Source organism: Blastococcus sp. TBT05-19 (assembly GCF_003319095.1).
GTDB lineage: Bacteria > Actinomycetota > Actinomycetes > Mycobacteriales > Geodermatophilaceae > Blastococcus.
Genome location: NZ_QOHI01000007.1, coordinates 260966 through 287698, shown reverse-complemented (window position 1 = coordinate 287698; position 26733 = coordinate 260966). Strand labels below are relative to the sequence as shown.

At 73.2% G+C, this 26733-nt stretch carries 30 protein-coding genes; 11 read left to right on the top strand and 19 right to left on the bottom strand.

Going from position 1 to position 26733, the window contains the following annotated elements; genetic code table 11:
• Positions 1-200 precede the first annotated feature (200 nt).
• The 3 genes from rsgA to DQ244_RS18375 are packed head-to-tail and all read right to left on the bottom strand — an operon-like array spanning position 201 to position 3995.
• Complete coding sequence (rsgA, locus tag DQ244_RS18385) at positions 201-1256, bottom strand: ribosome small subunit-dependent GTPase A (RefSeq protein ID WP_233491717.1); 1056 nt, start codon at positions 1254-1256, stop codon at positions 201-203.
• Entirely contained in the window at positions 1214-2497 is a 1284-nt protein-coding gene (aroA, locus tag DQ244_RS18380; protein ID WP_113812932.1) for a 3-phosphoshikimate 1-carboxyvinyltransferase, read from the bottom strand. Before aroA ends, rsgA begins: the two co-directional genes overlap by 43 nt.
• Before the next feature lie 34 nt (positions 2498-2531).
• Entirely contained in the window at positions 2532-3995 is a 1464-nt protein-coding gene (locus tag DQ244_RS18375) for an NAD-dependent succinate-semialdehyde dehydrogenase (protein WP_113812931.1), read from the bottom strand.
• A 251-nt stretch (positions 3996-4246) separates the two neighbouring features.
• On the opposite strand from DQ244_RS18375, the gene DQ244_RS18370 reads away from it, so the two are divergent.
• From DQ244_RS18370 to DQ244_RS18360, 3 genes are all read left to right on the top strand, one after another.
• A complete protein-coding gene (locus DQ244_RS18370) occupies positions 4247-4651 on the top strand; it encodes a hypothetical protein (RefSeq protein ID WP_113812930.1) in 405 nt (134 codons plus the stop codon).
• A 154-nt stretch (positions 4652-4805) separates the two neighbouring features.
• Positions 4806-5552 (top strand): SOS response-associated peptidase, encoded by a 747-nt coding sequence (locus DQ244_RS18365; RefSeq protein ID WP_113812929.1) that lies wholly within the window; start codon positions 4806-4808, stop codon positions 5550-5552.
• Between the two features lies 1 nt (position 5553).
• Positions 5554-7092, top strand: a complete 1539-nt coding sequence (locus DQ244_RS18360) for a fused MFS/spermidine synthase (protein ID WP_113812928.1) — start codon at positions 5554-5556, stop codon at positions 7090-7092.
• Here DQ244_RS18360 and ybaK read toward each other — a convergent pair.
• Positions 7089-7562, bottom strand: a complete 474-nt coding sequence (ybaK, locus tag DQ244_RS18355; protein ID WP_113812927.1) for a Cys-tRNA(Pro) deacylase — start codon at positions 7560-7562, stop codon at positions 7089-7091. The genes DQ244_RS18360 and ybaK overlap by 4 nt on opposite strands.
• A 196-nt stretch (positions 7563-7758) precedes the next feature.
• On the opposite strand from ybaK, the gene DQ244_RS18350 reads away from it, so the two are divergent.
• Positions 7759-8451 carry a sigma-70 family RNA polymerase sigma factor gene (locus DQ244_RS18350; protein ID WP_113812926.1) on the top strand — a complete coding sequence of 231 codons (693 nt, stop codon included), beginning with the start codon at positions 7759-7761 and terminating at the stop codon, positions 8449-8451.
• Positions 8451-8780, top strand: coding sequence for a mycothiol system anti-sigma-R factor (rsrA, locus tag DQ244_RS18345; RefSeq protein WP_113812925.1), 330 nt, complete (start codon positions 8451-8453; stop codon positions 8778-8780). The genes DQ244_RS18350 and rsrA overlap by 1 nt, the downstream gene beginning before the upstream one ends.
• 72 nt (positions 8781-8852) lie before the next feature.
• Here the strand turns inward: rsrA and DQ244_RS20290 are convergent, their stop codons facing one another.
• Positions 8853-8927 (bottom strand): 50S ribosomal protein bL37, encoded by a 75-nt coding sequence (locus DQ244_RS20290; RefSeq protein WP_099459150.1) that lies wholly within the window; start codon positions 8925-8927, stop codon positions 8853-8855.
• A gap of 172 nt (positions 8928-9099) precedes the next feature.
• Here DQ244_RS20290 and DQ244_RS18335 point away from each other — a divergent pair, with 172 nt between their 5' ends.
• Positions 9100-10146 (top strand): biotin carboxylase N-terminal domain-containing protein, encoded by a 1047-nt coding sequence (locus DQ244_RS18335; RefSeq protein ID WP_113812924.1) that lies wholly within the window; start codon positions 9100-9102, stop codon positions 10144-10146.
• Positions 10147-10203: 57 nt separating this feature from the next.
• Positions 10204-10428 carry a biotin/lipoyl-binding carrier protein gene (locus tag DQ244_RS18330; RefSeq protein ID WP_113812923.1) on the top strand — a complete coding sequence of 75 codons (225 nt, stop codon included), beginning with the start codon at positions 10204-10206 and terminating at the stop codon, positions 10426-10428.
• Positions 10429-10430: 2 nt separating this feature from the next.
• Here DQ244_RS18330 and DQ244_RS18325 read toward each other — a convergent pair whose 3' ends face one another.
• On the bottom strand, positions 10431-10928 hold the full coding sequence (locus DQ244_RS18325; protein WP_233491716.1) for a GNAT family N-acetyltransferase: 498 nt from the start codon (positions 10926-10928) through the stop codon (positions 10431-10433).
• A gap of 42 nt (positions 10929-10970) precedes the next feature.
• On the opposite strand from DQ244_RS18325, the gene DQ244_RS18320 reads away from it, so the two are divergent.
• Positions 10971-12452 (top strand): sensor histidine kinase, encoded by a 1482-nt coding sequence (locus tag DQ244_RS18320; protein ID WP_113812922.1) that lies wholly within the window; start codon positions 10971-10973, stop codon positions 12450-12452.
• A 114-nt stretch (positions 12453-12566) separates the two neighbouring features.
• On the opposite strand, the gene DQ244_RS18315 is transcribed toward DQ244_RS18320, so the two are convergent.
• Complete coding sequence (locus tag DQ244_RS18315) at positions 12567-12818, bottom strand: WhiB family transcriptional regulator (protein WP_113812921.1); 252 nt, start codon at positions 12816-12818, stop codon at positions 12567-12569.
• A gap of 277 nt (positions 12819-13095) precedes the next feature.
• Positions 13096-14121 (bottom strand): diacylglycerol kinase family protein, encoded by a 1026-nt coding sequence (locus DQ244_RS18310; protein ID WP_113812920.1) that lies wholly within the window; start codon positions 14119-14121, stop codon positions 13096-13098.
• Between the two features lie 94 nt (positions 14122-14215).
• Here DQ244_RS18310 and DQ244_RS18305 point away from each other — a divergent pair, with 94 nt between their 5' ends.
• Complete coding sequence (locus DQ244_RS18305; RefSeq protein WP_113812919.1) at positions 14216-14698, top strand: hypothetical protein; 483 nt, start codon at positions 14216-14218, stop codon at positions 14696-14698.
• A 6-nt stretch (positions 14699-14704) separates the two neighbouring features.
• Here the strand turns inward: DQ244_RS18305 and DQ244_RS18300 are convergent, their stop codons facing one another.
• From DQ244_RS18300 to sodN, 5 genes are all read right to left on the bottom strand, one after another.
• On the bottom strand, positions 14705-15487 hold the full coding sequence (locus tag DQ244_RS18300; protein ID WP_199580472.1) for an HAD-IIA family hydrolase: 783 nt from the start codon (positions 15485-15487) through the stop codon (positions 14705-14707).
• Positions 15488-15528: 41 nt separating this feature from the next.
• Positions 15529-16005, bottom strand: a complete 477-nt coding sequence (locus DQ244_RS18295; RefSeq protein ID WP_113812918.1) for a GNAT family N-acetyltransferase — start codon at positions 16003-16005, stop codon at positions 15529-15531.
• Positions 16002-16829: a CDP-diacylglycerol--serine O-phosphatidyltransferase gene (pssA, locus tag DQ244_RS18290; protein WP_113812917.1), complete on the bottom strand. Its 828-nt coding sequence runs from the start codon at positions 16827-16829 to the stop codon at positions 16002-16004. The genes DQ244_RS18295 and pssA overlap by 4 nt, the downstream gene beginning before the upstream one ends.
• A gap of 11 nt (positions 16830-16840) precedes the next feature.
• Entirely contained in the window at positions 16841-17503 is a 663-nt protein-coding gene (locus DQ244_RS18285; RefSeq protein WP_113812916.1) for a phosphatidylserine decarboxylase, read from the bottom strand.
• A gap of 129 nt (positions 17504-17632) precedes the next feature.
• Positions 17633-18037 (bottom strand): superoxide dismutase, Ni, encoded by a 405-nt coding sequence (gene sodN, locus DQ244_RS18280; protein WP_113812915.1) that lies wholly within the window; start codon positions 18035-18037, stop codon positions 17633-17635.
• 51 nt (positions 18038-18088) lie between these two features.
• Between sodN and DQ244_RS18275 the strand changes: the two genes are divergently transcribed.
• Positions 18089-18469: a S26 family signal peptidase gene (locus tag DQ244_RS18275; RefSeq protein ID WP_113812914.1), complete on the top strand. Its 381-nt coding sequence runs from the start codon at positions 18089-18091 to the stop codon at positions 18467-18469.
• Here the strand turns inward: DQ244_RS18275 and DQ244_RS18270 are convergent.
• Entirely contained in the window at positions 18455-19057 is a 603-nt protein-coding gene (locus DQ244_RS18270; RefSeq protein ID WP_113812913.1) for a dTDP-4-dehydrorhamnose 3,5-epimerase family protein, read from the bottom strand. The genes DQ244_RS18275 and DQ244_RS18270 overlap by 15 nt on opposite strands.
• 53 nt (positions 19058-19110) lie before the next feature.
• Here DQ244_RS18270 and DQ244_RS18265 point away from each other — a divergent pair, with 53 nt between their 5' ends.
• Positions 19111-20298 (top strand): NADP-dependent malic enzyme, encoded by a 1188-nt coding sequence (locus DQ244_RS18265; protein ID WP_113812912.1) that lies wholly within the window; start codon positions 19111-19113, stop codon positions 20296-20298.
• Here DQ244_RS18265 and DQ244_RS18260 read toward each other — a convergent pair.
• The 5 genes from DQ244_RS18260 to DQ244_RS18240 all read right to left on the bottom strand — a co-directional run bounded on the left by DQ244_RS18260 (position 20288) and on the right by DQ244_RS18240 (position 26651).
• Complete coding sequence (locus DQ244_RS18260) at positions 20288-21115, bottom strand: LAGLIDADG family homing endonuclease (protein ID WP_199580471.1); 828 nt, start codon at positions 21113-21115, stop codon at positions 20288-20290. The genes DQ244_RS18265 and DQ244_RS18260 overlap by 11 nt on opposite strands.
• A 64-nt stretch (positions 21116-21179) precedes the next feature.
• Positions 21180-21893, bottom strand: coding sequence for a metal-dependent hydrolase (locus DQ244_RS18255; protein ID WP_113812911.1), 714 nt, complete (start codon positions 21891-21893; stop codon positions 21180-21182).
• A gap of 48 nt (positions 21894-21941) precedes the next feature.
• The gene (locus tag DQ244_RS18250) at positions 21942-22685 is read right to left on the bottom strand and encodes an ABC transporter (RefSeq protein ID WP_199580470.1); all 744 of its coding nucleotides are present in this window, start codon (positions 22683-22685) and stop codon (positions 21942-21944) included.
• The gene (locus tag DQ244_RS18245) at positions 22682-22870 is read right to left on the bottom strand and encodes a DUF6104 family protein (protein WP_113812910.1); all 189 of its coding nucleotides are present in this window, start codon (positions 22868-22870) and stop codon (positions 22682-22684) included. Before DQ244_RS18245 ends, DQ244_RS18250 begins: the two co-directional genes overlap by 4 nt.
• A gap of 7 nt (positions 22871-22877) precedes the next feature.
• A complete protein-coding gene (locus DQ244_RS18240; RefSeq protein WP_199580469.1) occupies positions 22878-26651 on the bottom strand; it encodes a multifunctional oxoglutarate decarboxylase/oxoglutarate dehydrogenase thiamine pyrophosphate-binding subunit/dihydrolipoyllysine-residue succinyltransferase subunit in 3774 nt (1257 codons plus the stop codon).
• Positions 26652-26733 lie beyond the last annotated feature (82 nt).

Sequence of the window (26733 nt, the reverse complement as noted above, 5' to 3'; positions counted from 1 at the left end):
CGTTCAACGACCACAAGCAATGGCGTGGCATCGCCACCCGCTACGACAGGCTCGCCACCGTCTACCGAGGAGCCGTCGTCCTCCGGGCCATCACCATGTGGCTAACGACTTAGGAGACGCGCCCTAGGTGACGTGCCGGAACGGCCGGCCTTCAGGGGCCCGCGCCGAGCGTGCGAGGCGTGGGGGGAAGGCTGGTCCTTTCAGTAGCCCGGGCCGACCTGGCCCACGGCGGCGAGGAGCACGCGCAGCGCGTCCAGCTGCTCCCGCCGCTGCTCGGGCCCCTGCGCCGCCCAGGCGTCCAGCGCGCAGTCCGGGTCCTCGGCGGTGTGCCCGCAGCCGGGCGGGCACTCGGTGGCCGCCTCGGCGATGTCGTCGAACGCGACGAGGACGTCGTCCGCCGAGACGTGCGCCAGCCCGAAGGACCGGATCCCGGGGGTGTCGATGACCGTGCCGCCCCCGGGGAGGTCGAAGAGCACCGCGGACGACGACGTGTGCCGGCCCTTGCCGATCTTGCTGACGTCGCCGGTGGCCCGGAGCGCGTCGGGGACCAACCGGTTGACCAGCGTCGACTTGCCGACCCCGGACTGCCCGACGAAGACGCTCATCCGGTCACGGATCCGGCCGAGCAGCTCGTCGAGCGGGAGCTCCCGCGACATCGGCACCGCCTCGAGCCCCAGCCCCGCGTAGCGGTCCAGCAGCGGCTGCGCCGACGCGAGGTCGGTCTTGGTCAGGCACAGCAGCGGCTCGAGCCCGCCGGCGTAGGCGGCCACGAGGCAGCGGTCCAGGAAGCCCAGCGCCGGGTCCGGGTCGGTCACCGCGGTGACGATGACCAGCAGGTCGGCGTTCGCGACGACGATCCGCTCGGTGGGGTCGGTGTCGTCGGCGGTGCGGCGCAGCGAGGTGGCCCGCTCCTCGATGGTGACGATGCGGGCCAGCGAGTCGGTGCGGCCGCTGGTGTCACCGACCAGCCGGACCCGGTCGCCGACGACGACGCCGTGCTTGCCCAGCTCCCGGGCGCGCATCGAGGTGACGTCCACGGCGCCGTCGGGCCCGTCCACCCGCACGGTCATCCGGCCCCGGTCGACGGCGATGACCAGCCCCGGGACGGCGTCCTCGTGCGCGGGCCGGGTGCGGGTGCGCGGGCGGGTGCCGCGCCGGTTGGGGCGGAACCTGATGTCGTCCTCGTCGACGCGGTGCCCGCGCCGGTTGGTGCTCAGCGGTTCGCCCCGATCGGCCCGCCGAGCAACCCGGCCCACCGCTCGCGGAAGTCGGGGAGCGTCTTGGTCACCGCACCGGGGTCGGCCACGGTCACGCCGTCGATCGCGAGACCCAGGACCGCACCGGCCATGACCATGCGGTGGTCGGCGTAGGAGTCCAGCCGCGCGGGCCGCCCGGGCCCCGGCTCGATCTCCAGCCCGTCGGGCAGCTGGCGCACCCGGGCACCGACCGCGGTGAGCACCTCGTCGAGCGCCTGGAGCCGATCGGTCTCGTGGCCGCGCAGGTGCGCGACGCCGGTGAGCCGGGAGGGGCCGTCGGCCAGCGCGCACAGCGCGGCCAGGACCGGCGTCAGCTCGCCGACCTCGCCCAGGTCGGCGACCAGCGGCCGCACGGTGCCGGCGCCGGTGACCCGCAGACCGCCGTCCGGGGTGCGCTCGACTGAGGCGCCCATGTCGGCGAGGAGGCGGTCCAGCTGCGCCCCGGGCTGGGTGGTGACATCCGGCCAGTCGCGGACGGTCACCCGCCCCCCGGTGACCAGCGCCGCCGCCAGGAACGGGGCGGCGTTGGAGAGGTCGGGCTCCACCACGCGGTCCCGCGCGGCGATCGGGCCGGGGGCCACCCGCCACCCGCGATCGGTGGTGGTGACGTCGACGCCGTGCTCGCGCAGCGTCGTCACGGTCATCTCGACGTGCGGCATCGAGGGGACACCGCCGGCCGTCGTGAGGTCGATGCCCTCGTCGAACCGGGCCGCGGCCAGCAGCAGGCCCGAGACGATCTGCGAGGACTCGCTCGCATCGACGGTCACGGCGCCGCCGCGCACCCGGCCGCTGCCGCGCACGGTGAACGGCGCCCGGCCGCGGCCGTCGTCGTCGACGGCGACCCCGAGGTCGCGCAGCGCGGTGATCAGCCCCGCGTTGGGCCGCTCGCGCAGCCGGGGGTCGCCGTCGACGGTGACGTCGCCGTCGGCCAGCGCGGCGACCGGCGGCAGGAACCGCAGGATCGTCCCGGCCAGCCCGGCGTCGACGGGAACCGGTCCGCGCAGCGGCCCGGGGGTGACCAGCAGGTCCTCGCCGTCGTCGGCGATCGTGGTGCCGAGGGCGCGGAGCGCCTCGGTCATCAGATCGGTGTCCCGGGCCCGCAGCGGGCGGACCAGCCGGCTCGGCCCGTCCGCCAGCGCGGCGAGGACCAGCGCCCGTGCGGTGAGCGACTTCGAGCCGGGCAGGGCGACGACGGCGTCGACGGGAGCCGGGGAGTGCGGCGCGGACCAGACCTCTGACACGTGATCAGTCTGCCCGGTCGCGCGCCGCACCCGTTCAGCCCGCCTGCGGCTTGTCGGCCTTCTTCACCGGGACGGTGCGCACCAGCCGCCGGTTGGCGAACTCGAACATGGCCAGCTCGGAGAGCTCGCGGCCGTAGCCCGAGCGCTTCACGCCGCCGAACGGCAGCTCGGGGGAGGAGCCGGTGGGCTGGTTGATCCAGACCATGCCGGCCTCGAGCCGGTCGGCCACCGACCGCGCGCGGTCGACGTCGCTGCTCATCACGGTGGCGCCCAGCCCGTAGGCGCTGCTGTTGGCGAGCTGCACCGCCTCGTCGGCGTCCTTGACCTTGTAGACGACGGCGGCGGGCCCGAACAGCTCCTCGTGGTAGGCCCGCATGTCCGGCGTGACGTCGGTGAGGATGGTGGCCTCGACGAACGCGCCCGCGTGGTCGGGGCGCTTGCCGCCGGCGACCACGGTGGCGCCCTTGTCGATCGCGTCCTGGATCTGCGCGTGCAGGTCCTGGGCGGCCCGCTCGCTGGACAGCGGGGCCAGCGACGTCGACGGGTCGGCCGGGTCGCCCGGGGCGAAGGTGGAGAACGCCTGCTGGAGGCCCTGGACGAAGGGCTCGTACAGGTCCTCGGTGACGATCAGCCGCTTGGAGGCGGTGCACGCCTGACCGGTGTTCTGCATCCGGCCCATCGTCGCGGCCTTGACCGTGGCACCGAGGTCGTCGGCGTCCAGCACGATGAACGGGTCGCTGCCGCCGAGCTCGAGCACCGACTTCTTGAGGTGCTTGCCGGCCAGGGCGCCGACGGCGCTGCCGGCCCGCTCGCTGCCGGTCAGCGTCACGCCCTGGATGCGGGGGTCGGCGATGACCTGCTCGACGTCGTCGATGCGCAGGAAGGTGTTGGTGAAGACGCCCTCGGGCGCGCCGGCGTCGGTGAAGAGCTGCTCGATCGCGACCGCGCACTGCGGGGTGATCTCGGCGTGCTTGAGGATGACCGTGTTGCCCAGCACCAGGTTCGGGCCGGCCACGCGGACCACCTGGTAGAAGGGGTAGTTCCAGGGCTCGATGGCCAGCAGGACGCCGACCGGCTTGGTCTCGACGACCGCCTCGCCCTTGCCCATGAGCGGCTGGATCGACTGCGGCTGCAGGAACGCGGGGCCGTTGTCGGCGTAGTACTTCAGGATCATCGAGCACAGGAAGAGCTCGCCGGCGGCCTCCTCGCGGCGCTTGCCCATCTCGGTCGTGATCAGCGCGGCCAGGTCGTCCCGGCGCTCGTCCATCAGCTCGGCGGCCCGGCGGACGACGGCGGCGCGCTCCTCGACGGGGAGGTCGCGCCACGCCTGGTAGGCGGTGTGCGCGCGCTCGACGATCCCGTCGATCGCCTCGGTCGGGGTGAAGTCGAATTCCTTCTCCGTCTGCCCGGTGAACGGGTTCACCGTCGCGTAGCGCCGCTCGGCGCTGTCGCTGGCCGTCTTCGGGTGCTCGGTGGGTGCGTTCTGCGTAGCGGTCACGCGGTGATCCTCGTCTCTCGTCGGGCGTTGCGACAGGGGGCCTACCCGCCGGCCTCCCGGGCACGCACCAGGCCGCCCGTCGGGAGGCGAACAGTGGTGCGCGGTGAACCTCGCGAAAGGGAGGTGCGAGGCGGGGAACTCGGGGAAGGGGAAGGGGGAACGCGACCGGGGACGATGGCGGGAGCATGCCGATGTGACCCTTCGTCCGTGGCGACCACCAGAGCTGGCCGGAGCCTTGACAGGAGCGAGCCGTGAGCGACCTCGAAAGCGCGCTCGAGTGCCTCAGGTCATTCGCGACGCCTCCGTACGCGGAGCGTCTAGGAGGGCTGCTCCAGGCGGGCAAGAGGACGACGCGGCGCAAGGTGGTCGATGCCCTCGCGCACTTCTCCGGGTGGAGGGAGGAGTGCGCTCACAGGGTGCCCTCGTCCCTGCAGAGTCCCGCGGCGCTGGAGGAGTACGCGACCAAGCACGGAGCTCAGTCGACGTGCTACGTGCTGTCGGAGGACCCCGACCTCGATGATCGACGTCTTGCACTCAAGGAAGCGCTCGATCAACTAGTGGGCAGCGGGATGGGCTCGTTGGTGGTGCTGTCACCGGCGCCGATGGCTCTGTACCTGGGGGAGGAGCAGGGGGACGTCACCTTCCTGAAGTGGTAGCTGTCGCGGGCTCGCCGGGCTCCAGGGGCACGACGGCTCCAGCAGCACCTCTCGGAGCCACGGATCGATGGCGCGTACCCCTCCGGAAGTCCCGGGGTGTCGGTCGGCGCACCTAGAGTGCGGAGCAGTCGGCCCCAACGCTGGAGGAGGCGCCATGTGCGGTCGCTACGCGGCCAGCCGCAAGCCGGAGGACCTCGCGCTCGAGTTCGAGGCGGTCCCGGCCGAGGGGCAGCCCCCGCTCGCCGCCGACTACAACGTGGCGCCGACCAAGGACGTCTACGTCGTCCGGCACGCCAAGGAGCGCGACGCCGAGGGCCTGCCCACCGGCGGCGGCCACCGCGAGCTGCGCGCCGTCCGCTGGGGCCTCGTGCCCTCGTGGGCCAAGGACGTCTCGGTGGGCAACCGGATGCTCAACGCCCGGGTCGAGTCCCTGACCGAGAAGCCGGCCTTCCGTAAGGCCGCCGCCTCCCGCCGGTGCCTGGTGCCGGCTGACGGCTGGTACGAGTGGGCCAAGCGCCTGGACTCACCGACCAAGCAGCCCTACTTCATCACCCCGGAGGACGGCTCGGTGCTGGCGATGGCCGGTCTCTGGGAGGTTTGGGGCCGGGGCGAGGACCGGCTCTACACCTGCACCGTGGTCACCGCGCCCGCCACCGGTGCGCTCACCGAGATCCACGACCGGATGCCGCTGGTGCTGCCGCCCGACCGCTGGGCGGACTGGCTCGACCCGGCCCGCGAGGACGTCGCCGAGCTGACCGCGCCCACGCCGCCGGAGCTCGTGGCGGCACTGGAGCTACGGCCGGTGAGCACCGCGGTGAACAACGTGCGCACCAACGGCGAGCAGCTCACCGCCCGCGCCGAGTCGGTCGCCGAACCGGCCGACCAGCCCGCCCTGTTCTGAGATGACGGCCGTCCCGGACCAGGCGCCGCCCGCCGGTGGGGCGCCCGGTGGCACGGCGCTGCCCGGCTGGGTGGCGGCGTCGATCACCTTCCTCTGCTCGGGTGCGGTGCTGGTCCTGGAGATCGTCGGCCTGCGGCTCATCGCCCCCTACGTGGGCGTGACCGTGCAGACGAGCACCGCCGTCATCGGTTTCGCCCTGGCCGCTATCGCGCTCGGGGCCTGGGTCGGCGGTGCCACGGCCGACCGCGCCGACCCCCGCCGGCTGCTGGCGCCGCTGATGGTCGCCGGGGGTGCCCTGGTGGTCGCCGTGCTCCCGCTGGTGCGGTTCACCGGCCAGCTGCTGCAGGGTGCCGACGCCGGGGGAGTGCTGCTGCTGGCCGCCGTCGCGATCGTGGTGCCGGCCGCGCTGCTCTCGGCCGTGCCGCCGATGGTGGTCAAGCTGCAGCTGGCCAGCCTGGCCGAGACCGGGGCGGTCGTGGGTCGGCTCTCGGGCATCGGCACGCTCGGCGGTATCGCGGCGACCTTCGCCACCGGCTTCGTGCTCGTGGCGATCCTGCCGAGCAGCGTGATCCTGGTCGGCACCGGCGCGGTCACGGTGCTCGCCGGGATCGCCGTCGCCGTCCTGCTGCGCCGGGTGCCGGGGGCAGGGCGCCTGCCCGTCGGGCTGCTCGCCCTCGCGATCGGCGGGGGCGCGCTGGCCGCGGTCGCGCCGACGCCCTGCGAGGAGGAGACGGCCTACCACTGCGCGCGGGTGGTCGCCGATCCCGCGCGCGACTCCGGCCGGGTGCTGCTGCTCGACACGCTGCGGCACTCCTACGTCGACCTGGCCGACCCCACCCACCTGGAGTTCCAGTACGTGCGGGCGGTCGCGGCGGTCACCGACGCCGCGTTCCCCGCCGGGGAGCCCGTCTCGGCGCTGCACGTCGGTGGAGGCGGGTTGACGCTCCCGCGCTACTTGGCCGAGGTGCGCCCCGGCACCCGCAGCCTGGTGGTCGAGGTCGATCCCGGTGTCGTCGCGATGGACCGCGAGCAGCTGGGCCTGGAGACGTCGGAGGAGCTGAGGGTCCGGGTGGCCGACGGGCGGGTGGGCCTGGCCGAGGAGCCGGCGGGGGAGCGTGACCTCGTGGTGGGCGACGCGTTCGGCGGGTTGTCGGTGCCCTGGCAGCTGACCACCCGGGAGGCGCTCGGGCTCGTCGACCGGGCGCTCACCGACGACGGCGTCTACGCGGTCAACCTCATCGACCACCCACCGCTGGCCTTCGTCCGCTCCGAGCTGGCCACCATGCGCGCGGTGTTCGACCACGTGGTCCTGCTGGCGCGGGCGCCGGTGCTGGCCGGGGAGGACGGCGGGAACCTCGTCGCGGTCGCCTCCCGGTCGCCGCTGCCCACGGAGGCCATCGCGGCGGCCCTGGGCGAGCGGGAGCTGGCGTGGCAGGTGGCCGAGGGTGACGAGCTCGACCGGTTCGTGGGCGACGCCGGCGTCCTCACCGACGACTTCGCCCCGGTCGACCAGCTGCTGACGCCGTACGGCCGGCCCTAGCGCCCGATGGAGGCGGTGCGGGCGCGGGTCAGGCGCACGAGGTCGGCCGGGGCCAGCTCCAGCTGCAGCCCCCGCTTGCCGGCGCTGACCATGACGGTGGTGAACTCCAGCGCGGAGGCGTCGACCACCGTCGGATGGGCCTTCTTCTGGCCGATCGGGCTGATCCCGCCGAGCACGTAGCCGGTGGCCCGCTCGGCGTCGGCCGGGTCGGCCATCGCGGCCTTGCGCCCGCCCACCGCCGCGGCGAGCGCCTTGAGGTCGAGGGTCCCGCTGACCGGCACCACCGCCACGGTGAGCGTGCCGTCGACGCGCGCCAGCAGGGTCTTGAACACCTGCCGGGCATCGGCGCCCAGTGCGGCGACCGCCGCCTCGCCGTGGCCCTGGTCGGAGGGGTGCTCCGGGTCGTAGGGGTGCAGCACGTGCGCCACCCTCGCCTGCTCCAGGATCCGCACCGCCGGGGTCGCCGCCACGGCGCGGGACTGTAGCGAGATCTCCCGCCGGGGAATGCGTCGCGCCGACCGAGCCGTTGCACCGCCCGTGAGCAGCACCGTCTCCAGCACCCGTCAGAGGGTCCCGCACCGGCGTCCCCCGGGCCGTCCGGATGCCGCGCGGCTAGGATCGACCGATGTGGCGCCCCGCGTCCGGGGGCCCCAGAGAGGACGGTCGGTGCCTGAGGAGTCCGCGGTGCAGAACCCTGGCCAGCTGCCGGAGGCCGCACCCGTAGAGGTGCCCGAGGCCCGCGAGGGCGGCAGCCGCACCGAGGTCGCCGAGACCCGTGCCGAGCGCGACGCCCGGTTCGAGCGCGACGCGCTGCCCTTCCTCGACCAGCTGTACCCGGCGGCCCTGCGGATGACCCGCAACCCGGCCGACGCCGAGGACCTGGTCCAGGAGACGTTCGTCAAGGCGTACTCCGCGTTCCACCAGTTCGCCGAGGGCACCAACCTCAAGGCGTGGCTGTACCGGATCCTGACGAACACCTACATCAACAGCTACCGCAAGAAGCAGCGGCAGCCGCAGCAGTACCCCACCGAGCAGGTGCAGGACTGGCAGCTGTACGCCGCCGAGGAGCACAGCTCCACCGGTCTGCGCTCCGCCGAGATCGAGGCGCTGGACCACCTGCCGGATTCCGACATCAAGGAGGCCCTGCAGCAGCTGCCCGAGGACTTCCGGCTCGCGGTGTACCTGGCCGACGTCGAGGGCTTCGCCTACAAGGAGATCGCCGAGATCATGGGCACGCCCATCGGCACGGTGATGTCCCGGCTGCACCGCGGTCGGCGGGGCCTGCAGAAGCTGCTGGCCGACTATGCCCGCGAGCGTGGCTTCGTCCGTGCCGGTGCCGGTGAGGAAGCGAGCAAGTGATGAGCGACGACGCTGCGCGTGCCGGTGAGCCGATCGAGATCAACTCCTGCGACGACGTCCTGACGCACGTCTTCGAGTTCCTCGACCACGAGACGGACGACGCCCGGCGGGCGGTGATCGCCGAGCACCTCGAGGACTGCTCGTCGTGCCTGCGGGAGTTCGGGATCGAGCAGGAGTTCAAGGCGCTGGTGCGCCGCCGCTGCGGTGGCGACAAGCCGCCGACGGGCCTGCGCGACCGGATCAAGATGCAGCTGACCAGCGTCTCGTTCGAGGAGGACGGCACCCAGATCAGCGTCGAGCGCGTGACCATCGAGCGCACCGCCGACTGAGACCCGGAACGGCCGAGCGCCCCGCACCCGCGAGCAGCGGGGGCGGGGCGCTCGTGCGTCCGGAGCCGTCTCTCAGGCGTTGGGACGCTTGCCGTGGTTCGCCTTGCTCCCCTTGCGGGAGCGACGCTTGCGTCCGCGCTTGGACATCGCTGCCCTCCTCTCACGTTGCAGGTGGGCCGGGCGGCCCTGGTTCTCGCGGGCCCGGGATGCGGCACACGTATCGTGCGCGGCGTCGCCGAACCCGCCAAGCTGACGCGACAAGCCTCTCACGGGGGACCCGGCGACTTCGCCGGGCAGGGGAACGCAGGAGGAAATCGCGGTGCCTCAGCTGGAGATCGAGAGCGTCCTCGTCGCGGGACGGGGCCCGGCCGGCTGTGCGGCGGTCACCGCCTGCGAACGGCTCGGGGTGAAGGCCGTGGCGGTGCACAGCGAGTCCGAGCGGTCCGCCCGGCACGTGCGGCTGGCCGACGACTCCGTGCTGCTGGGCCCCGCGCCCGCCTCGGAGAGCTACCTGGCGGTGAACCGGATCGTCGAGGCCGCCCGGCGGACCGGTGTCGAAGCGGTGCTGCCCGTGCCGCCGGCGCTGGCGGGGAACGCGCGCCTGGCGTCCGCGGTGATCGCCGCCGGGCTGCGCTGGGTCGGTCCCGACCCCGAGGTGCTCGAGCGGCTCGGCGGTGACGGCGTCGAGCCGGCGAGCGAGCGGGGCTTCCTCGCCTGGGTGACCGCCGAGGGGCTGCGCTTCACCACGCCGGTCGCCCGCGACCGCGCCGCCGGCATCGCCCGCGTCTCCTGGACCCCCGGCGTCCCCGAGCAGCTGCCGGCCGCCGCGCGCCGGCTGCCCGAGCTGGGCTGGCGCGGCCTGGTCACGGTCGGCATCTCACCGGACGGCGAGCTCGCCGAGGTCGCGGCCGGGCTCTCGCTCGACATGGCGGTGCTGGAGCGGTCGCACGGCGTCGACGCCGTGGAGCTCGCGCTGCGCAGCGCCGCGGGCCCGCGCGACACCGCCGCGGCACCCGCCGGTTCCGCGCCGCGCTCGGCCGTCGCCGTCCAGCTGCGGTCGACCCTGGCGCCGGGCACCGCGGGCCGGATCACCGGGCGGCTGCCCGGCTCGGGACGCCCTCCGGTGCCGGCGGACGGCGTGGACCTCGTCGCCGTCACCGGGTACGACCCCGGTGACCGGCTGGACGGCTGGTACGACGCCCTGCTGGCCACGGTGAGCGCCGGAGCTGCCGACACCCCGACCGCCGCCCGCGCGGCGAGCGACGCGCTGTCCGGGCTCCCGGAGACCGGTGTACCGCACGACGGCGCCGAGGTGTGCGCCGTGCTCGGGCGACTCGCCGCCGACGAGGCGCTGCCGCGCGGCTGACACCTCTCCGCCTCGTGCTTGGATGAGGGCTCGCGGACGGTCGAGCAGGAGGTCGCGGTGGCGGTCGAGGAGATCCACGCGGAGATGGTCTCCAGCGTCTGGAAGGTGCTCGTGGGGCCCGGATCCCCGGTGTCCGCCGGCGACACGCTGGTGATCTTGGAGTCCATGAAGATGGAGATCCCGGTGCTCACCGAGCACGCGGGAACCGTGCAGGAGATGCACGTGGTGGAGGGCGAGGTCCTCCAGGAGGGCGATCTCATCGCCACCGTCGCGGCTGCCTGACCTCACAGCTCCCGGGCGTAGACCAGCAGGTCGACGCCGGGGACCGGCGTCCAGTCGCGTTCGGGCAGCCGGACGAACCCCAGCCGCTCGTAGAGCCGCTGCGCGGCGGTCATCCGCGTGCCGGTGGAGATGACCACGCGCCGCTTCCCGGCGGCCCGGGCGCGGGCCAGGCACTCCTGCACCAGCGCGGCGCCGATCCCGCGTCCCTGGACGGCGGGATCCACCACGAGCATCCGGAAGCCGGCCTCGTCGTCGGACTCGGTCACCTCGCCGAAGTCGCCCTCCAGCACCAGGGCGACGCTGCCGACGACGCGTCCGTCGTGGTCCCGGACGACGAGGAGCTCGGCACGGGCGGCGCGGCCGGCGACGTCGGCGAGCTCGGTCGCGTAGCCGGGGGAGGCGAGCCCACCCCCCACGTAGGTCGCCACCGTGAGGTCGGCGATCCGGGGGTGGTCCCCGGGAGCGGCGGGCTCGATGCGCAGGGCGGGGACGGACACCACGCCCCGAGGGTACGGAGGCGCCCGCCTACGCTCGGGGCCACCATGAGCAGCCTCTCCGAGCGCCTCACGCGCGGCACGGCCTCCAGCCCGGCACAGGTCGACCACGCCCGGCGGCTCGTCGCCGACTGGCAGCTGCTGGCCGACCTGGCCTTCGCCGACCTGACGCTGTGGGTGCCGCTGGACACGGGGGCCTGGTGGTGCGTGGCGCAGGTGCGACCGCTGACCACCTCGACGAGCCGGCCCGAGGACATGGTGGGCGAGGAGGTCGACGGCGCCGAGGCGGCTCCCTTCGCCGTCGCCTACCGGGAGGGCCGCCCGGTCACCGAGGGGGAGCCCGACTGGTCGGGCCCCGTGCCGCGGCGGCGCGAGGTCATCCCGGTGCGGCACGAGGGCGGCGTGATCGCCGTCCTGGCCAAGGACACCAACCTGGCGGTCACCCGCTCGCCCTCGACCCTCGAGCTCACCTACCTCGACATCGCCGCCGACCTGTGCCTCATGGTGTCGGCGGGGTCGTTCCCGCCGGCGAAGCTGCAGGACGCCGAGATGGGACCGCGGGTGGGCGACGGCCTGCTGCGGCTGGACGCCGCCGGCGCGGTCTCCTACGCCAGCCCCAACGCGGTCTCGGCCTACCGGCGGATCGGCGTGACCCGCGACCTGGCCGGAGTCGAGCTCGCCGACATCACCTGCCGGTCGGTGACCGACCGGGTCTCGGGGGAGGCGGCCGCGGCCGCCGTCTCCGCCGCGGTGGCCGGCCGGTACCCGGACCCGATGGACGTCGAGGCGGCCAGCGCCACCCTGCTGCTGCGGGCGCTGCCGCTCCTGGGGCCGGACGGCGAACCCGGGGCCCTGGTGCTCGTCCGCGACGTCACCGACGTCCGACGCCGGGACCGGGCGCTGCTGACCAAGGACGCCACCATCCGCGAGATCCACCACCGCGTGAAGAACAACCTGCAGACGGTGGCGGCGCTGCTGCGGCTGCAGGCGCGGCGGATGACCGAGCCGGCGGCGCGGGCGGCGCTGGAGGAGTCGGTGCGCCGGGTCGCCTCCATCGCCGTCGTGCACGAGACGCTGGCCGGCAGCCGGGAGGACGTCGTCGACGTCGACGACGTGCTGGACCAGGTGCTGCCCATGCTCGGCGACCTCACGTCCGTGGGGCCGGCCGCCCGCACCCGGCGGACGGGCTCGTTCGGCGAGCTGCCCGCCGCCGCGGCCACCCCGCTGGTCCTGGCGGTGACCGAGCTGCTGCACAACGCGGCGGAGCACGCCTTCCCCGAGGGGGCGCCGGGGGTCATCGAGCTCGTCGCCGAGCGCACCGGGGACGACCTGGTGGTGCGGGTGCGGGACAACGGGCGGGGCCTGCCGGACGGCTTCGACCCGGCCGCCAGCGACGGGCTCGGCCTGCAGATCGTGCGGACGCTGGTGACCAGCGAGCTCGGCGGCACGCTCACCATGGGTGCACCGGACGACGCCCAGGGGACCGAGGTGGTCCTGGCCCTGCCGGGCAGCGCCTGGCCCCGCCGCTGAGCGCCGGGAAACGCCGAGGCCGGCCCGGGAGATCCCGGACCGGCCTCGTGGCGGTCTCTGCGAACGCTGTGGTGCGGTGGCCGCCGCGGTGCGACGGCCGGTCGTGCGCGGCTGTCAGGCGGTGCGGACCCGGGTGCGAGCCTGACGGCGCTTCAGCGCGCGTCGCTCGTCCTCGGAGAGACCGCCCCAGACGCCGGAGTCCTGGCCCGAGCGGAGAGCCCAGTCCAGGCACGACTGCGTCACGGGGCAGCGCTGGCACACGGCCTTCGCCTGCTCGATCTGGCCGATCGCCGGACCGGTCGTCCCGATGGGGAAGAACAGCTCCGGATCCTCGTCCCGGCAGAGCGCGCGGTGGCGCCAGTCCATGGCTTCGAACTCCTCGATGTCGTTATGGTTCGGTGCGTCAGTCGCGTACGTGGTCCGCCTTCGCCGGGCCGACACCGGTTACCCAGCGCCATGGCGGCAGCGACTGCCTGCTCTTGTTACCGGCAGGTTGCGTTCCTGCAGCGATGTTTTCACGGGAAAGTCGCAAGTCAAGGGAATCAACCCCACCCCGGACCCCCGCGTGAGCAACCTCACCACGCGCGTGATAGGCCCGCCACTCGGCGGGAGGAACGGGGTCGCGGAACGTCCGGCGATGTGCTCAGGCCACCACGCGCAGCGCGTCGGGCACGTCCTGGATGCGCACGCCGGTCGCGGTGCCCAGGTGCTCGCCGTCGACCTGCCAGCCCTGGGGCCGTGCGGCGGTCAGGGACAGCGACGGCAGGTCGTGCCAGCGGTGCAGCCCCTTGCCCCGCAGATCGGGCTCCGCGCGCATCGTCTGGCGCAGCGCCCGCAGCATCCGGCTGGTGCTGGTCCGGCCCAGGGCGAAGACGTCCAGACCGGTGTCGAAGGACGCCTGGGGCGTCGGGTTCACCGCCCGCGCGCCGAGATACGTCCAGGGGCTCACGTTCGAGACGAGGCAGAGGAAGAGGTCCTCCACGGCCGGCTCCCCGGGCACCTGCAACGTCATGGCCGGACGCCGGCGGTCGCGGCCGAACAGGAAGGTCTTCGTGCCCTCCCGCACGTAGAGGGCTCCGGTCGACTTCCGGCCCTGCGCCCGCCGGGCCTCGACCCGGGCGATGACCTCGGCGTCGAAGCCGAAGCCGGCGGCGAACACGAACCAGCGCGGCGTCGTCCACCCGCCGTCGTGCCGGTCCGCGTCGGCCTCGGCGACCGCCTCGGCCGCACGCGGGGCCACCCCGGTCACGGCGGCCGTGCTGGTGCCCGTGGCGGAGATCGTGCCGAGCGAGACCGGCCGCGTCCGCCCGGCGCGCAGCGAGGCGATGATCTCGGCGGTCGCCTCGACCGGGTCGCGGGACCGCCCCAGCGCCCGGGAGAAGACGTTGGTGGAGCCCCCCGGGACGACGGCGAGGGCCGGCAGGCCGGGACGGGGGCCGTCGCTCAGCAGGCCGTTGACCACCTCGTTCACCGTGCCGTCACCGCCGACGGACACCACGACGTCGACCCCGTCGGCGGCGGCGCGCGCGCCGAGCTCGCGGGCGTGACCGCGGTGCCCGGTCTCGGCGACCTCGAGCTTGAGCTCGCTGGCCAGGGCGCCGACCAGCACGTCCCGCATCTTCGCGGAGGTGGTCGTCGCCGCCGGATTGACCACCACGAGCGCGCGCATACCGCCAGGCTAACCAGCGGGAACGCCCGGACGCGGGAGGACGGCGCAGCCTGGAGGGGAGGGCGGTCGGCCTCCGCCGCGTAATCTCGCAGCCGTGACCGAGGACCGGAGCGCGTCGTCCCCGCCGCCCCGCCGGCTGTCCGACCGGCTGTTCGGCGCGGTCGCGGCCGAGCCGGCACCCCGTCCCGCGCGCTCCGGACCGGAGGCGCCGCCCTCGCTGCGCCGGGCCGCCCTCGCGGTCGCCGTCGAGGCCGTCGCGTTCGGGATCGGCGCCCTCGTCCTGCTCTACCTGACCCTGACCGGCGGCGCCGAGAGCACCGCCCGGGCGCTCGCCGAGGTCGTGCTCGCCTCGCTCGCCGCCGGTGTCCTCGGGGCCGGGGCCGCCGGCCTGCGGCGGGTGGCCGGCTGGGCCCGTGGCCCGGTCATCGCCCTCCAGCTGTTCCTCGCGCTGGTCGGCTTCACCTTCGCGTTCTCCGCGCAGATGCCGCTGATCGGGCTGCCGATCCTGGCCGTCGTCGTCGCGGTGCTCTACCTGCTCGCGACGCCGGAGTCCCGGCTGGCCTACGTCGGTCGCTGACCGGCTTCAGATCAGGTCGATCACGTCGGCGATCGAGTCCAGCACCCGGCTCGGCCGGAACGGGAAGCGGCTGACCTCGTCGGCGGCGGTGGACCCGGAGAGCACCAGCACGGTCTCCAGACCCGCCTCGATGCCGGCGACGACGTCGGTGTCCATCCGGTCGCCGACCATGATCGTGGACTCCGAGTGCGCCTCGATCCGGTTCATCGCGCTGCGGAACATCATCGGGTTGGGCTTGCCGACGAAGTAGGGCTTCGCGCCGGTGGCGGCGGTGATCATCGCCGCCACGGAGCCGGTGGCCGGCAGCGGGCCCTCGTTCGACGGGCCGGTGACGTCGGGGTTGGTCGCGATGAACCTCGCGCCGTCACCGACGAGGCGGATGGCCCGCGTGATGGCCTCGAAGGAGTAGGTGCGGGTCTCGCCGAGGACGACGTAGTCCGGGTCGGTGTCGGTCAGCGTGTAGCCGGCCTCGTACAGCGCCGTCGTCAGGCCCGCCTCACCGATGACGTAGGCCGAACCGCCGGGCAGCTGGGAGCTGAGGAAGTCCGCCGTCGCGAGGGCCGAGGTGAAGATGGCCTCCTCGGGCACCAGCAGACCGCCGCGGGCGAGCCGGGCGGCCAGGTCGCGCGGCGTGAAGATCGAGTTGTTGGTCAGGACCAGGAAGCGGCGGCGCTTCTCGACCAGCCGGTCGAGGAACTCCTTGGCACCGGGGAGGGCGTTGCCCTCGTGCACCAGGACGCCGTCCATGTCGGTGAGCCAGCACTCGATCGGTCCGCGCTCGATGGTCACGGCGCCCACGCTAGTGCCGAACACGTGCGGTGCGTGACGGCTCAGCGGGCGACCGAGAAGTTCGCCAGCGCGTCATCGGTGAGACGGAAGACGCTCCACCCGTCCATCGGCACGGCGCCGGCCGCCCGGTAGAAGTCGATGGACGGGGTGTTCCAGTCGAGGACCGACCACTCCAGCCGGGAGTAGCCGCGCTCGACGCAGACCGCGGCGAGCGTGCGCAGCAGCTCCCTGCCCAGACCCTGGCCGCGGTGCTGCGGCTGCACGTAGAGGTCCTCCAGGTAGACGCCGTGGGTGCCGCGCCAGGTGGAGAAGTTGAGGAACCACAGCGCGATGCCGACGACCTCGCCGTCGAGCTCGGCGACGTGCCCGAAGAGGGCGGGGGAGTCCCCGAAGAGGCAGTCGGCGAGCTGCCGCTCGGTGAGCCGGACCTCGTGCAGGGCCTTCTCGTAGTCGGCGAGCTCGCGCACCAGCCCGACGACGGCGGGGACGTCGTCCGGGCAGATCGGGCGCACCGTCATGACAGCGCCTCCCGGAGGCGTGCGGGCACGAGCTTCGCGAGCGGGGAGAACACCGGCACCAGGACCGGCGCCAGCAGGTACCCGTAGGCCAGCACGATGCCGGTGACGACCGGGGCGACCGCGAACCCGACGACCAGCAGCACCGCCGCCGCGACCAGCCCGTAGGGCCGGCCGCTCTTCGGGCTCACCAGCGACCGGAACGAGCGGAACCGGATGTTGGTGACCATCAGCAGCGCCGGGACGGCGACGATGAGCAGCACCCACAGCCGGTCGCGGCCCTGCATGTCGTCGCCGAAGGCGAAGACGGAGGCCAGGACGACGCCGGCGGCGCCGGGGCTCGGCATGCCGATGAAGTACCGCTTGTCCGCCGTCGGGTCGATGGTGGTGTTGAACCGCGCCAGCCGGATCGCCGCGCAGGCCACCCAGAGGAAGCAGACGACCCAGCCGAGCGGGTCCCAGCCGTCCTGGCCCTCGGAGAACAGCGTGAAGGCCAGCAGCGCGGGGGCCAGGCCGAACGAGACGAGGTCGGCCAGGGAGTCGAACTGCAGACCGAAGGGCGTCACCGCGCCGACGAGCCGGGCGACCGCGCCGTCGGTGATGTCGAAGACGACGGACAGGCCGATCAGGATGGCGGCGAGGTCGTGGTCGCCCCGGATCGACACCAGGATCGCGAAGAACCCGCAGAACATGTTGCCGAGGGTGAAGAGGCTGGGGAGGGTGGCCAGCGCCCGGCGCCGGCTGCCCCGGACCGAGCCGCGGACGAACTCGACGGTGGCCGTGCGACGGGTCTGCGGGGGGCGCTGGCCGGACGCGGAACTGGGCACGCCGATGCTCCTCAGCCGGCGGGCCAGCGGGCGATGACGGTCTCGCCGCCCCGCACGCGCTGCCCCTTCGTCACGGTGATCTCGCACTCCGGTGGCACGAACACGTCCATCCGGGAGCCGAACTTCATCAGGCCCATCCGCTCACCGGTCGCCAGCGTCTGCCCGACGCCGGTACGGGTGACGATCCGGCGGGCGAGCACGCCGACGATCTGCCGGAAGACGACGGTGCGGTCACCGTCGCGCAGCCACAGCTCGCTGCGCTCGTTCCGGTGCGCGGACTCCTTCCGGTAGGCGGCCAGGAAGCTGCCCTTGCGGTACGAGCTCTCGACCACCTCGCCCCGGTAGGGGGAGCGGTTCACGTGCACGTCGACCACCGACAGGAAGATGCTGATCTGCTGCCAGTCGCCCTCAGGGGCGACGCCCTCCTGCGGCTCCCCGGAGACCATGACGACGCCGTCGGCGGGGGAGAGCACGACGTCGGCCTCGGCCGGCGTGGTGTCGCAACGGCGGTCGGGGTCGCGGAAGAACAGCGCCATGTAGGCCGACAGGCCCAGGAACGGCCAGGCGGCCGCGCGGGCCCAGCGTCGGCCGGTGGCCCGACCACCGACGGCGAGCAGGGCGGCGGGGGCCAGTGGACCGGTGATGAAGGGCCAGCCGGCGGGATCGATGCGCATCGTCCTCGAACCGTACCGGGAGTCCGGCGGTCGTTCCCGGCTGCGGCGCCGAGGACGTCCGCGCGCCGGAACGCGAACGGCGCCGGCCGGTGGGGTGGACCACCGGCCGGCGCCGTTCGCGTGGGGGGATCAGGCAGCTGCCTTGGTCTCCCAGAAGATCTTGTCGATCTCGGCGATGTAGTCGAGCAGCTTCTGGCCCTCGGCGGGGTCCATGCTGCCCTTGCCGCCGGCCGCACCGGCCTGCTTGGTGGCCTTGTTGAACAGCTCGTGCAGGTGCGGGTACTTCTCGAAGTGCGGGGGCTTGAAGTAGTCGGTCCACAGCACCCACAGGTGGTGCTTGACCAGGTCCGCCCGAGCCTCCTTGATCAGGACGGCGCGCATCTTGAAGACCTCGTCGTCGCTGGCCTGGTACTTCTCCTGGATGGCCTTGACGGACTCGGCCTCGATGCGGGCCTGGGCGGGGTCGTACACGCCGCAGGGGAGGTCGCAGTGCGCGGTGGCCTCCACGGCGGAGAACATGCGGGTGAAACGCATGGAGGTGCCTCCGGGGTTCGTGGGGTTGTGTCGTCTGCGACCCTACTCGCGGTGATCGACGGCGACAGTGTGGGAGAGCGCGCGGCTCCGCTGCCCGGGGCCTGGGTGCTGGTCCGGGTGAGCGGGCCGTCGATGTCCCCCACCGTGCGCGACGGCGACCGGCTGCTGGCCCGGCGGGTGGGTCCCGGCGCCCGCGTCGGTCCCGGCGACGTCGTCGTCGCCCGCTTCCCGGCCCGGCCGGAGCTGCTGGTGGTCAAGCGGGTCGTCCGCGTCGTCGACGGCGGGCACTGGATCGAGGGCGACAGCCCGTTCCTGACCGATGACAGCCGCTCCTTCGGAGCCGCGGTGGTCGTGGGCCGGGTGGTCGCCCGGGTGTGGCCGCGCCCGGGCCGGCTGCCGGCCCGGCCCGATCTCGGCTCAGACCTGGCGTAGCTGCGCGTACCGGGCGGCGCACTCCTCCATCGTCGGCAGCAGGCCCTGCTCGCGGGCCTGCGCGAGGGTGGGGGCCGCCCGGTCCTTCGCCGACAGCTCCAGCTGCACGTCGGAGGGCCACGGCAGGGCGAGGTCGGGGTCCATCGGGTGGACGCCGAACTCGCGGGAGGGGTCGTAGCCCGAGGACACGAGGTAGGTCACCGAGGTGTCGTCGGCGAGCGCGACGAAGGCGTGGCCGAGCCCCTCGGCGAGGTAGACCGCCCGCGGCTGCTCGCTGTCGAGGACCACTGCGTCGTGCACGCCGAAGGTCGGGGAGCCGACCCGCACGTCCACGACGACGTCGAGGACCCGGCCCGCGGGGCAGTAGACGTACTTGGCCTGACCGGGCGGCACGAGGGCGAAGTGCACCCCGCGGAGCACCCCACGGGCGGAGACGCTGTGGTTGGCCTGGGCGAGGGGAAGAGCGTGTCCCACTGTCTGGGACAGCAGGTCGGCTCGGTACCACTCGGTGAAACGGCCCCGCGTGTCCCCGTGCGGGACGAGGTCGATGACGTAGCTGTCCGGCACGGCGAGCTCGGTGATCTCCACCCCGGCACCGTAGCGACAGCCGCCCTCGTCGCCCCGTCTACTCTGCTGTGCCCATGAGCGGAAATCCGGCGCCCGAGCAGTCCACCGACCGCTTCGCCGACGACCCGGCGTTCGCGGTGCACGAGGGCGGCAAGCTCTCCGTGGCCTCCACGCGCCCGATCAGCTCGATCGAGGACCTGGCGCTCACCTACACGCCCGGCGTCGCGCGCGTCTCCAGCGCCATCGCCGCGGAGCCCGAGCTGGCCCGCCGCTTCACCTGGGCGCCGCGCGTCGTCGCCGTCGTCTCCGACGGCACCGCGGTGCTCGGCCTGGGCGACATCGGCCCGGCCGCGGCCCTCCCGGTCATGGAGGGCAAGGCCTGCCTGTTCAGCGAGTTCGCCGGGCTCTCCTCCGTGCCGATCGTGCTGAGCACCACCGACGTGGACGAGATCGTGGACACGGTCATGGCGATCGCGCCGTCCTTCGGTGGGATCAACCTCGAGGACATCAGCGCCCCGCGCTGCTTCGAGATCGAGGACCGGCTCCGCGAGCGGCTCGACATCCCGGTCATGCACGACGACCAGCACGGGACGGCGATCGTCGTGCTGGCCGCGCTGCGCAACGCCGCCAAGGTCGTGGGCCGCGAGCTCGGCGACCTCCGGGTGGTCGTCTCCGGCGCCGGCGCGGCCGGCGTCGCCTGCACCAAGATCCTGCTCGAGGCCGGCGTCGGCGACATCTCGGTCGCGGACTCGCAGGGCATCCTGCACCCGGGCCGGGAGGTCACCGGCACGAAGCAGTGGCTGGTGGAGAACACGAACTCCGCCGGGTTCGCCGGCACGATGATGTCCGCGCTCGAGGGCGCCGACGTCTACCTGGGCGTCTCGGGTGGATCCGTGCCCGAGTCGGCGATCGCCGCGATGGCGCCGAACGCGATCGTGTTCTCGCTGGCCAACCCGACGCCCGAGGTGGACCCGGAGATGGCGGCGAGGTACGCCGCCGTCGTCGCCACCGGGCGCAGCGACCTGCCGAACCAGATCAACAACGTGCTGGCGTTCCCCGGCGTCTTCCGGGGCGCCATCGACGCGGGCGCCACGACGATCACCGAGGAGATGAAGCTCGCGGCCGCCACTGCGATCGCCGACGTCGTCGGTGACGACCTGCGGCCGGACTACATCGTGCCCAGCCCGCTGGACCGCCGGGTGGCCACCGCGGTCGCCGAGGCCGTCGCGGCGTGCGCCCGCGAGCAGGGCGTCACCCGCTGAGGACGGCAGGGTCGCCTGACTGGCCCGCGTCGGCCGCCCGTCGTAGCCGCCACCGACGAAGGCTCACGGACTGCTCGCTCCGGCCCAGCCTGCGTGCAGCCTCTCGGACGGATCCCGTGAAGACGTCTGCATCCTCCTGGGCTGTCCATCGCCGGCGGCCGGCTACAGGGCGTGCTCGCATCCCGGGCGGCCTCGTCCACGTCCCCACCAGCGCGGCAGCCTCACGCTTGCGTTCCAGCGCGAGGCAACCGTCGGGATAGAGCCAGTCGGCCAGGGGTGCGGCGGGTTCGCCGGCCACCAGGAGGTTGTAGACGCTGTCGCGGGTGTTGCGATTGGCCGTTCGATGCGCCCCGACGACGCTCAGCACCTGATCGCAGAAGAACTCGGCGAGCGGCTGGCTGGCGGTGACGAAGCCGATGAAGGGCAGCCCGGTGCGGGTGAAGCCGACGCTTCCGTCACCGTCGATCAAGCCGCGCAGGTAATCCCGTCGGCTGAACGGTCCTGCCGGCGGGGCGACAGTCGCTGACTTCCGCCCGGTGGGCAGACCGAGCTCCACGAGCTCTCGGCGGAACCCGAGATCGCACGCTGTCCAGGTGGCGGAGTGGTGCGGCCCGAAATTCGTGGTGCGCTCGCGGTACGAGACCCGGGAGCGGACGTCGAACAGGTCGGTGAAGGCGTGCAGTACGCCTTCGTCCCGTCGTGACAGCTCGATCGACAGGCGGCCCTTCTGACCGACCCCGGCGTAGTGGTTCCCGTCCGTCTGCGCGAACCCGAAGAAGTAGGCGTGATCGGGACGCATCAGGTCGAGGTGCGGCACGAGGTCACGCTAGGGCGCCCTGCTGACAGTCCCGGCCGCGCCGGGGGATCGCTGGAGAGCCGGCTCAGCCGGAGGTGAGCAGCCCGGCGACGATGGGGTCGACGGCGAGGTGCAGGCCGGTGTTGGCGTAGACGAAGAAGAACGTGGCGGTGCCGAACGCCGGCACCAGCACCGCCTTCTCCAGCGTGGCGCCCGTGCGCATCGGCAGGATGGTGAGCCGCCCGCGGTTGAACAGCCAGATCACCGGGACCGGCACGCCGGCGGTGGTCAGCGCGTCCCCGAGGATGTGCGTGAGGACGCCGGCGGCGACGGCGAACGGCAGCCAGGCCGGCGTCGGCATGTGGGCGAGCAGCAGCCAGGCGCCGCCCCAGGAGAGCACCAGGTTGCCCAGGATCGTCGTCTCCGCGCGCCCGGGGATGACGAAGTGCAGGGCGTGCAGCGCGAGCCCGATGGCGAGGGCCAGCACCAGCAGGCTGGACCAGAAGGCGCCGGCGGCCAGCACCGCGAGCGCGCCGAACGCCACGGGGGCGAGGACGGCGTCGTGGGTGCCCCAGCGGTGCCCGCCGGAGATCGCGCCGATCCCGCCCGACGGCACGTCGGTGACCGGGCCCCACATGTCGGAGACCGTGGAGCCCCGGTGGTCGAGGTCGGGCAGCATCGCGAACCCGCCCACCGCGGCCACCCACGCGCCCTGGGCGACGGCGCCGTGCACCGGTGCCCACGGCAGCGTGGCGGCGCCGACGGCGAGTCCGGAGAGGGCGTGCGTGTGGCCGAGCATGCACCCAGGGTCGCGCCGGGCCGTGGTCGGTACGTGGAGGCGCGCGGCTCAGTCGCCGAGCAGGTGGCCCAGGAGGCGGGTGGGATCTCCCAGGAACGCCTGCCAGTCCCGGACGAGGTCGAGGTCGGCCCACTCCCGCGGCGTGAAGCCGTCGTCGTCGAGCTCGTACACGAGCGCACCGGGCACTGCGGCCAGCAGCGGGGAGTGGGTGGCCAGGAGGACCTGGGAGCCGGCGGCCACGACCCCGTCGAGGAGCACGAGCAACCGCAGGCAGGAGCGGAACGACAGCGCCGACTCGGGCTCGTCGAGGATCCAGAGCCCGCGCTCGGTCGTGCGCTCCTCGAGGAAGGCGAGGAAGCCCTCGCCGTGCGACCGGGTGTGCAACGGCCCGCCGAAGGCCCGGACGCCGGCGGGTCCCTCGTCGAGGGAGCTGAAGTGGGCGTGCATCGCCTCGGCCCGCAGGAACGCCCCGCCCTGCGGCCGGGGGTGCTCCCCCCGCAGCTCCAGCTCGGCCCAGAGCTCGGACTCGTCAGGGGAGGGGAGCGGACCCCAGTGCTTCACCGCAGCCGTGAGCGACCGCTGCCAGGCGCGCGCCACGGCCTCGACCAGCGTGGACTTGCCGCTGCCGTTCTCGCCGACCAGCACCGTGACCGGTGCCAGGTCCAGGCCCTCGGTGCGCAGCCGGGCGACCGCGGGCAGGTCCCAGAACCAGGCGTCCGGGGCGCGGAGGTGCGGACGCACGACGACCCGCGCCAGCGGCAGTGCCGCCGGCGCGGGTCGTGACGTGCTCACTCGTCGAGGTCGTCGTCGTCCGTGCCGCCGCGGGCCAGCCAGGTGGCCAGCCGCTCGACGGGCACCTCGAAGTCGGGGTGCTGGTCGACGAACGCCTGCATCTGGTCGGCCAGCCAGGCGAGGGTCACCTGCTCCCCGCCTCGCCGTTCCGCGAGCTCCTCGAGCCCTCGATCCGTGAAGTACATCGGCGACTCAGCGGGCGAAGGCCTCGGCGACCAGCTTGCGCTGCTCGACCTCGTGCACCTTCGCCGAACCGACGGCCGGGCTGGCCGACGCCCGACGGCTGACCCGCCGCAGCGTCCGGCCCTCCGGGAGGTCCTCCGGCAGGTTGACCGCCATGAACTGCCAGGCGCCCATGTTGGCCGGCTCCTCCTGCACCCAGACGACGTCCGTGGCCTCCGGGTAGCGCTCGAGCTCGGCGCGGATCTGCTCGGCCGGCAGCGGGTAGAGCTGCTCGACCCGCACGACCGCCGTGTCGGCGATGCCCTCGGACTCGCGCTGCGCCATGAGGTCGTAGGCGACCTTGCCGCTGCACAGCAGCACGCGCTTCACCGCCGAGCTGTCGAGGGGCTCGCCGCCCACACCGGTGTCGGGGAGCACCGGGCGGAAGCTCTGCTCGGTGAAGTCCTCGACCGCGCTGACCGCCGCCTTGGCGCGCAGCAGCGACTTCGGGGTGAACACGACCAGCGGCCGGTGCACGTCCGAGAGCGCCTGGCGACGCAGCAGGTGGAAGTAGTTGCCCGGGGTGGTGCAGTTGGCGACCGTCATGTTGTTCTCGGCCGACAGCTGCAGGAACCGCTCGATCCGGCCGCTGGAGTGGTCGGGACCCTGGCCCTCGAGGCCGTGCGGCAGCAGCATGACGACGCCGGAGCGCTGGCCCCACTTGGCCTCGCCGGAGCTGATGAACTCGTCGATGACCATCTGCGCGCCGTCGACGAAGTCACCGAACTGCGCCTCCCAGAGCACCAGGGCCTTGGGGTTGGCCACCGAGTAGCCGTACTCGAAGCCGAGCGCGGCGTACTCGCTGAGCAGCGAGTCGTAGACGAAGAACTTCGCCTGCTCCTCGGTCAGGTTGGCCAGCGGCGTGTACTCCGCGCCGTTCTCCCGGTCGATGAGCACCGAGTGGCGCTGCACGAACGTGCCGCGCCGGGAGTCCTGGCCGGCGAGCCGGACGGGGACGCCCTCCATCAGCAGCGACCCGAAGGCCAGCAGCTCGCCCATGGCCCAGTCGATGCCGCCCTCGAGCGCCATCGCCGCGCGGCGCTCCAGCATCTTCTGCAGCTTCGGGTGCGGGGTGAAGTCCGGCGGGAACGAGACGTGCGCGTCGCCGATGGCCTTGAGCACCTCGGGGGTGATCGCCGTCTTCACCATGGACTGCTGCGGCGTGCGCGGGTCCATGACCGGCTCGGGCTTGGACGAGTCCTGCGCGTCGTGCGTCTCGGCGAAGGCCCGCTCCAGCTGGTCGCGGTAGTCCTTCAGCGCCTCCTCGGCCTCCTCCAGCGTGATGTCGCCGCGGCCGACCAGCGCCTCGGTGTACAGCTTCCGGACCGAGCGCTTGCGGTCGATGATGTCGTACATCAGCGGCTGGGTCATCGACGGGTCGTCGCCCTCGTTGTGCCCCCGCCGGCGGTAGCAGACGAGGTCGATGACGACGTCCTTCTTGAACGCCTGGCGGTACTCCACGGCCAGGCGGGCGACCCGGACGCAGGCCTCGGGGTCGTCACCGTTCACGTGGAAGATCGGCGCGTTGACCATCCGCGCGACGTCGGTCGAGTAGAGGCTCGACCGCGCCGACCCGGGGCTGGTGGTGAAGCCGACCTGGTTGTTGACGACGACGTGCACCGTGCCGCCGGTGCGGTAGCCGCGCAGCTGCGAGAGGTTCAGCGTCTCCTGCACCACGCCCTGGCCGGCGAACGCCGAGTCGCCGTGCAGCAGGACCGGCAGGACGGTGAAGCCGCCCTCGCCCTTGTCGATCATGTCCTGCTTGGCGCGCACGACGCCCTCGAGGACGGGGTTGACCGTCTCCAGGTGCGAGGGGTTGCTGGCCAGCGAGACGGCGATCTCGGCGTCGAGCTTGAACGGGTTGGTGAAGGTGCCGGTGGCGCCCAGGTGGTACTTCACGTCGCCGGAGCCCTGGACGGTGCCCGGGTCGATGTTGCCCTCGAACTCGCCGAAGATCTTGGCGTAGCTCTTGCCCAGCACGTTGGCCAGGACGTTGAGCCGGCCGCGGTGCGGCATGCCGATGGCGACCTCGTCCAGGCCGTGGTCGGTGCCGGCGAGCAGGACCTCGTCGAGCACGGGGATCAGCGACTCACCGCCCTCGAGCGAGAACCGCTTCTGGCCGACGTACTTGGTCTGCAGGAACGTCTCGAACGCCTCGGCGGCGTTGAGCCGGCCCAGGACGTGCTTCTGCTTCTCGCGGTCGGGCTGCTCGTGCTTGACCTCGATGCGCTCCTGGAGCCACTCGCGCTCCTCGGGGTTGGTGATGTGCATGTACTCCACGCCGACGGTGCGGCAGTAGGAGTTGCGCAGCACGCCGAGGATGTCGCGCAGCGCCATGAGGCGCTCGCCCGCGAAGCCGCCGACCGGGAACTTGCGGTCGAGGTCCCAGAGGGTCAGGCCGTGCTCGAGGATGTCGAGGTCGGGGTGGGTGCGGACCTTGAACTCGAGCGGGTCGGTGTCGGCCATGAGGTGGCCGTTGCGCCGGTAGGACTCGATGACCTCGATGACCCGGGCTTCCTTGTCGATCTGCCCCTCGCGCGTGATCCGCACGTCCGGCATCCAGCGCACCGGCTCGTAGGGGATGCGCAGCGACTGGAAGACCTTGTCGTAGAAGCCGTCCTCGCCCAGCAGCAGGGCGTGCAGCCGGCGGAGGAAGTCGCCCGACTCGGCGCCCTGGATGATCCGGTGGTCGTAGGTCGAGGTGAGCGTGATGATCTTCGAGACGGCCATCTCGGTGAGCGCGTCGGGGTTCATCCCCTGGAACTCGGCCGGGTACTCCATGGCACCCACGCCGATGATCGCGCCCTGGCCGGCGGTCAGCCGCGGCACCGAGTGGTTGGTGCCGATCGTGCCGGGGTTCGTGAGGCTGATCGTGGTGCCGGAGAAGTCCTCCATCGTCAGCTTGTTCTGCCGGGCGCGACGGATGATGTCCTCGTAGGCGGCCCAGAACTGCGCGAAGTCCATCTCCTCGGCGCCCTTGATGGAGGCGACGACGAGCGAGCGGGACCCGTCAGGCTTGGGCAGGTCGATCGCCAGGCCGAAGTTGACGTGCTCCGGCGTGACCAGCACCGGCTTGCCGTCGACCTCGGCGTAGCTGTTGTTCATGTTCGGGAACGAGTCCAGCGCCCGGACCAGCGCGTAGCCGATCAGGTGGGTGAAGGAGATCTTCCCGCCCCGGCCGCGGGCCAGGTGGTTGTTGATGACGATGCGGTTGTCGGCGATGAGCTTCGCCGGGACCGCGCGCACGCTGGTCGCCGTCGGCACCGTCAGCGACATGTTCATGTTCTTGACGACGGCCGCGGACGCGCCGCGCAGCGGCGACTGCTTGCCCGCACCGACCGGCGGCTTCGGGGCGGCGGGGGTCGGGTTGCTGTTCTGCACGGGCGCGCTCCCCGCAGGCTCGGACCCGGCGGGCGGGCTCTGGACGTCGGGCTTGGCGGGGGCGGGTGCCTGCTGGGCGGGCTTCGCCGGGGCGGCGGGCTTCGGCTGCTCCTGCGCGGGCTTCGCCTGCTGGGCGGGCTGCGCCGGCGCCGAGCCGTTCCCCGCGGGCGTGTCCTCGCGGGCGCCGCCGTCGACGGGGCTGCCGGGCCGGTAGTCGGCGAAGAACTCGTGCCACGCCTGGTCCACGGTCGCGGGGTCGGCGAGGTACTGCTGGTACATCTCCTCGACCAGCCACTCGTTGGTGCCGAAGCCGGCGACCTGGGACGAGGCGGACGAGGGCCGGGATGAACTCACGCTTGACACGGGGTCGAGTGCCTTCTTCGTCTTGGGGCTGCGTCTGAGGGGCATCGCTGAACCGGGTGTCGACTCTACGCCCGTGGGCGGC

Bases quoted from the DNA above. Each gene is read 5' to 3' on its own strand.
- DQ244_RS18310 (WP_113812920.1), bottom strand. From the start codon at position 14,121: ATGCGCGCGCTCGTGGTGGTCAATCCGGCGGCGACGACCACCTCCGCG.
- rsrA (WP_113812925.1), top strand. From the start codon at position 8,451: ATGAGCGACGACGCTGCGCGTGCCGGTGAGCCGATCGAGATCAACTCC.
- DQ244_RS18365 (WP_113812929.1), top strand. From the start codon at position 4,806: ATGTGCGGTCGCTACGCGGCCAGCCGCAAGCCGGAGGACCTCGCGCTC.
- DQ244_RS18245 (WP_113812910.1), bottom strand. From the start codon at position 22,870: ATGTACTTCACGGATCGAGGGCTCGAGGAGCTCGCGGAACGGCGAGGC.
- DQ244_RS18315 (WP_113812921.1), bottom strand. From the start codon at position 12,818: ATGGACTGGCGCCACCGCGCGCTCTGCCGGGACGAGGATCCGGAGCTG.
- DQ244_RS18265 (WP_113812912.1), top strand. From the start codon at position 19,111: ATGAGCGGAAATCCGGCGCCCGAGCAGTCCACCGACCGCTTCGCCGAC.
- DQ244_RS18295 (WP_113812918.1), bottom strand. From the start codon at position 16,005: ATGACGGTGCGCCCGATCTGCCCGGACGACGTCCCCGCCGTCGTCGGG.
- DQ244_RS18285 (WP_113812916.1), bottom strand. From the start codon at position 17,503: ATGCGCATCGATCCCGCCGGCTGGCCCTTCATCACCGGTCCACTGGCC.
- DQ244_RS18360 (WP_113812928.1), top strand. From the start codon at position 5,554: ATGACGGCCGTCCCGGACCAGGCGCCGCCCGCCGGTGGGGCGCCCGGT.
- sodN (WP_113812915.1), bottom strand. From the start codon at position 18,037: ATGCGTTTCACCCGCATGTTCTCCGCCGTGGAGGCCACCGCGCACTGC.
- DQ244_RS18255 (WP_113812911.1), bottom strand. From the start codon at position 21,893: ATGCTCGGCCACACGCACGCCCTCTCCGGACTCGCCGTCGGCGCCGCC.
- DQ244_RS18320 (WP_113812922.1), top strand. From the start codon at position 10,971: ATGAGCAGCCTCTCCGAGCGCCTCACGCGCGGCACGGCCTCCAGCCCG.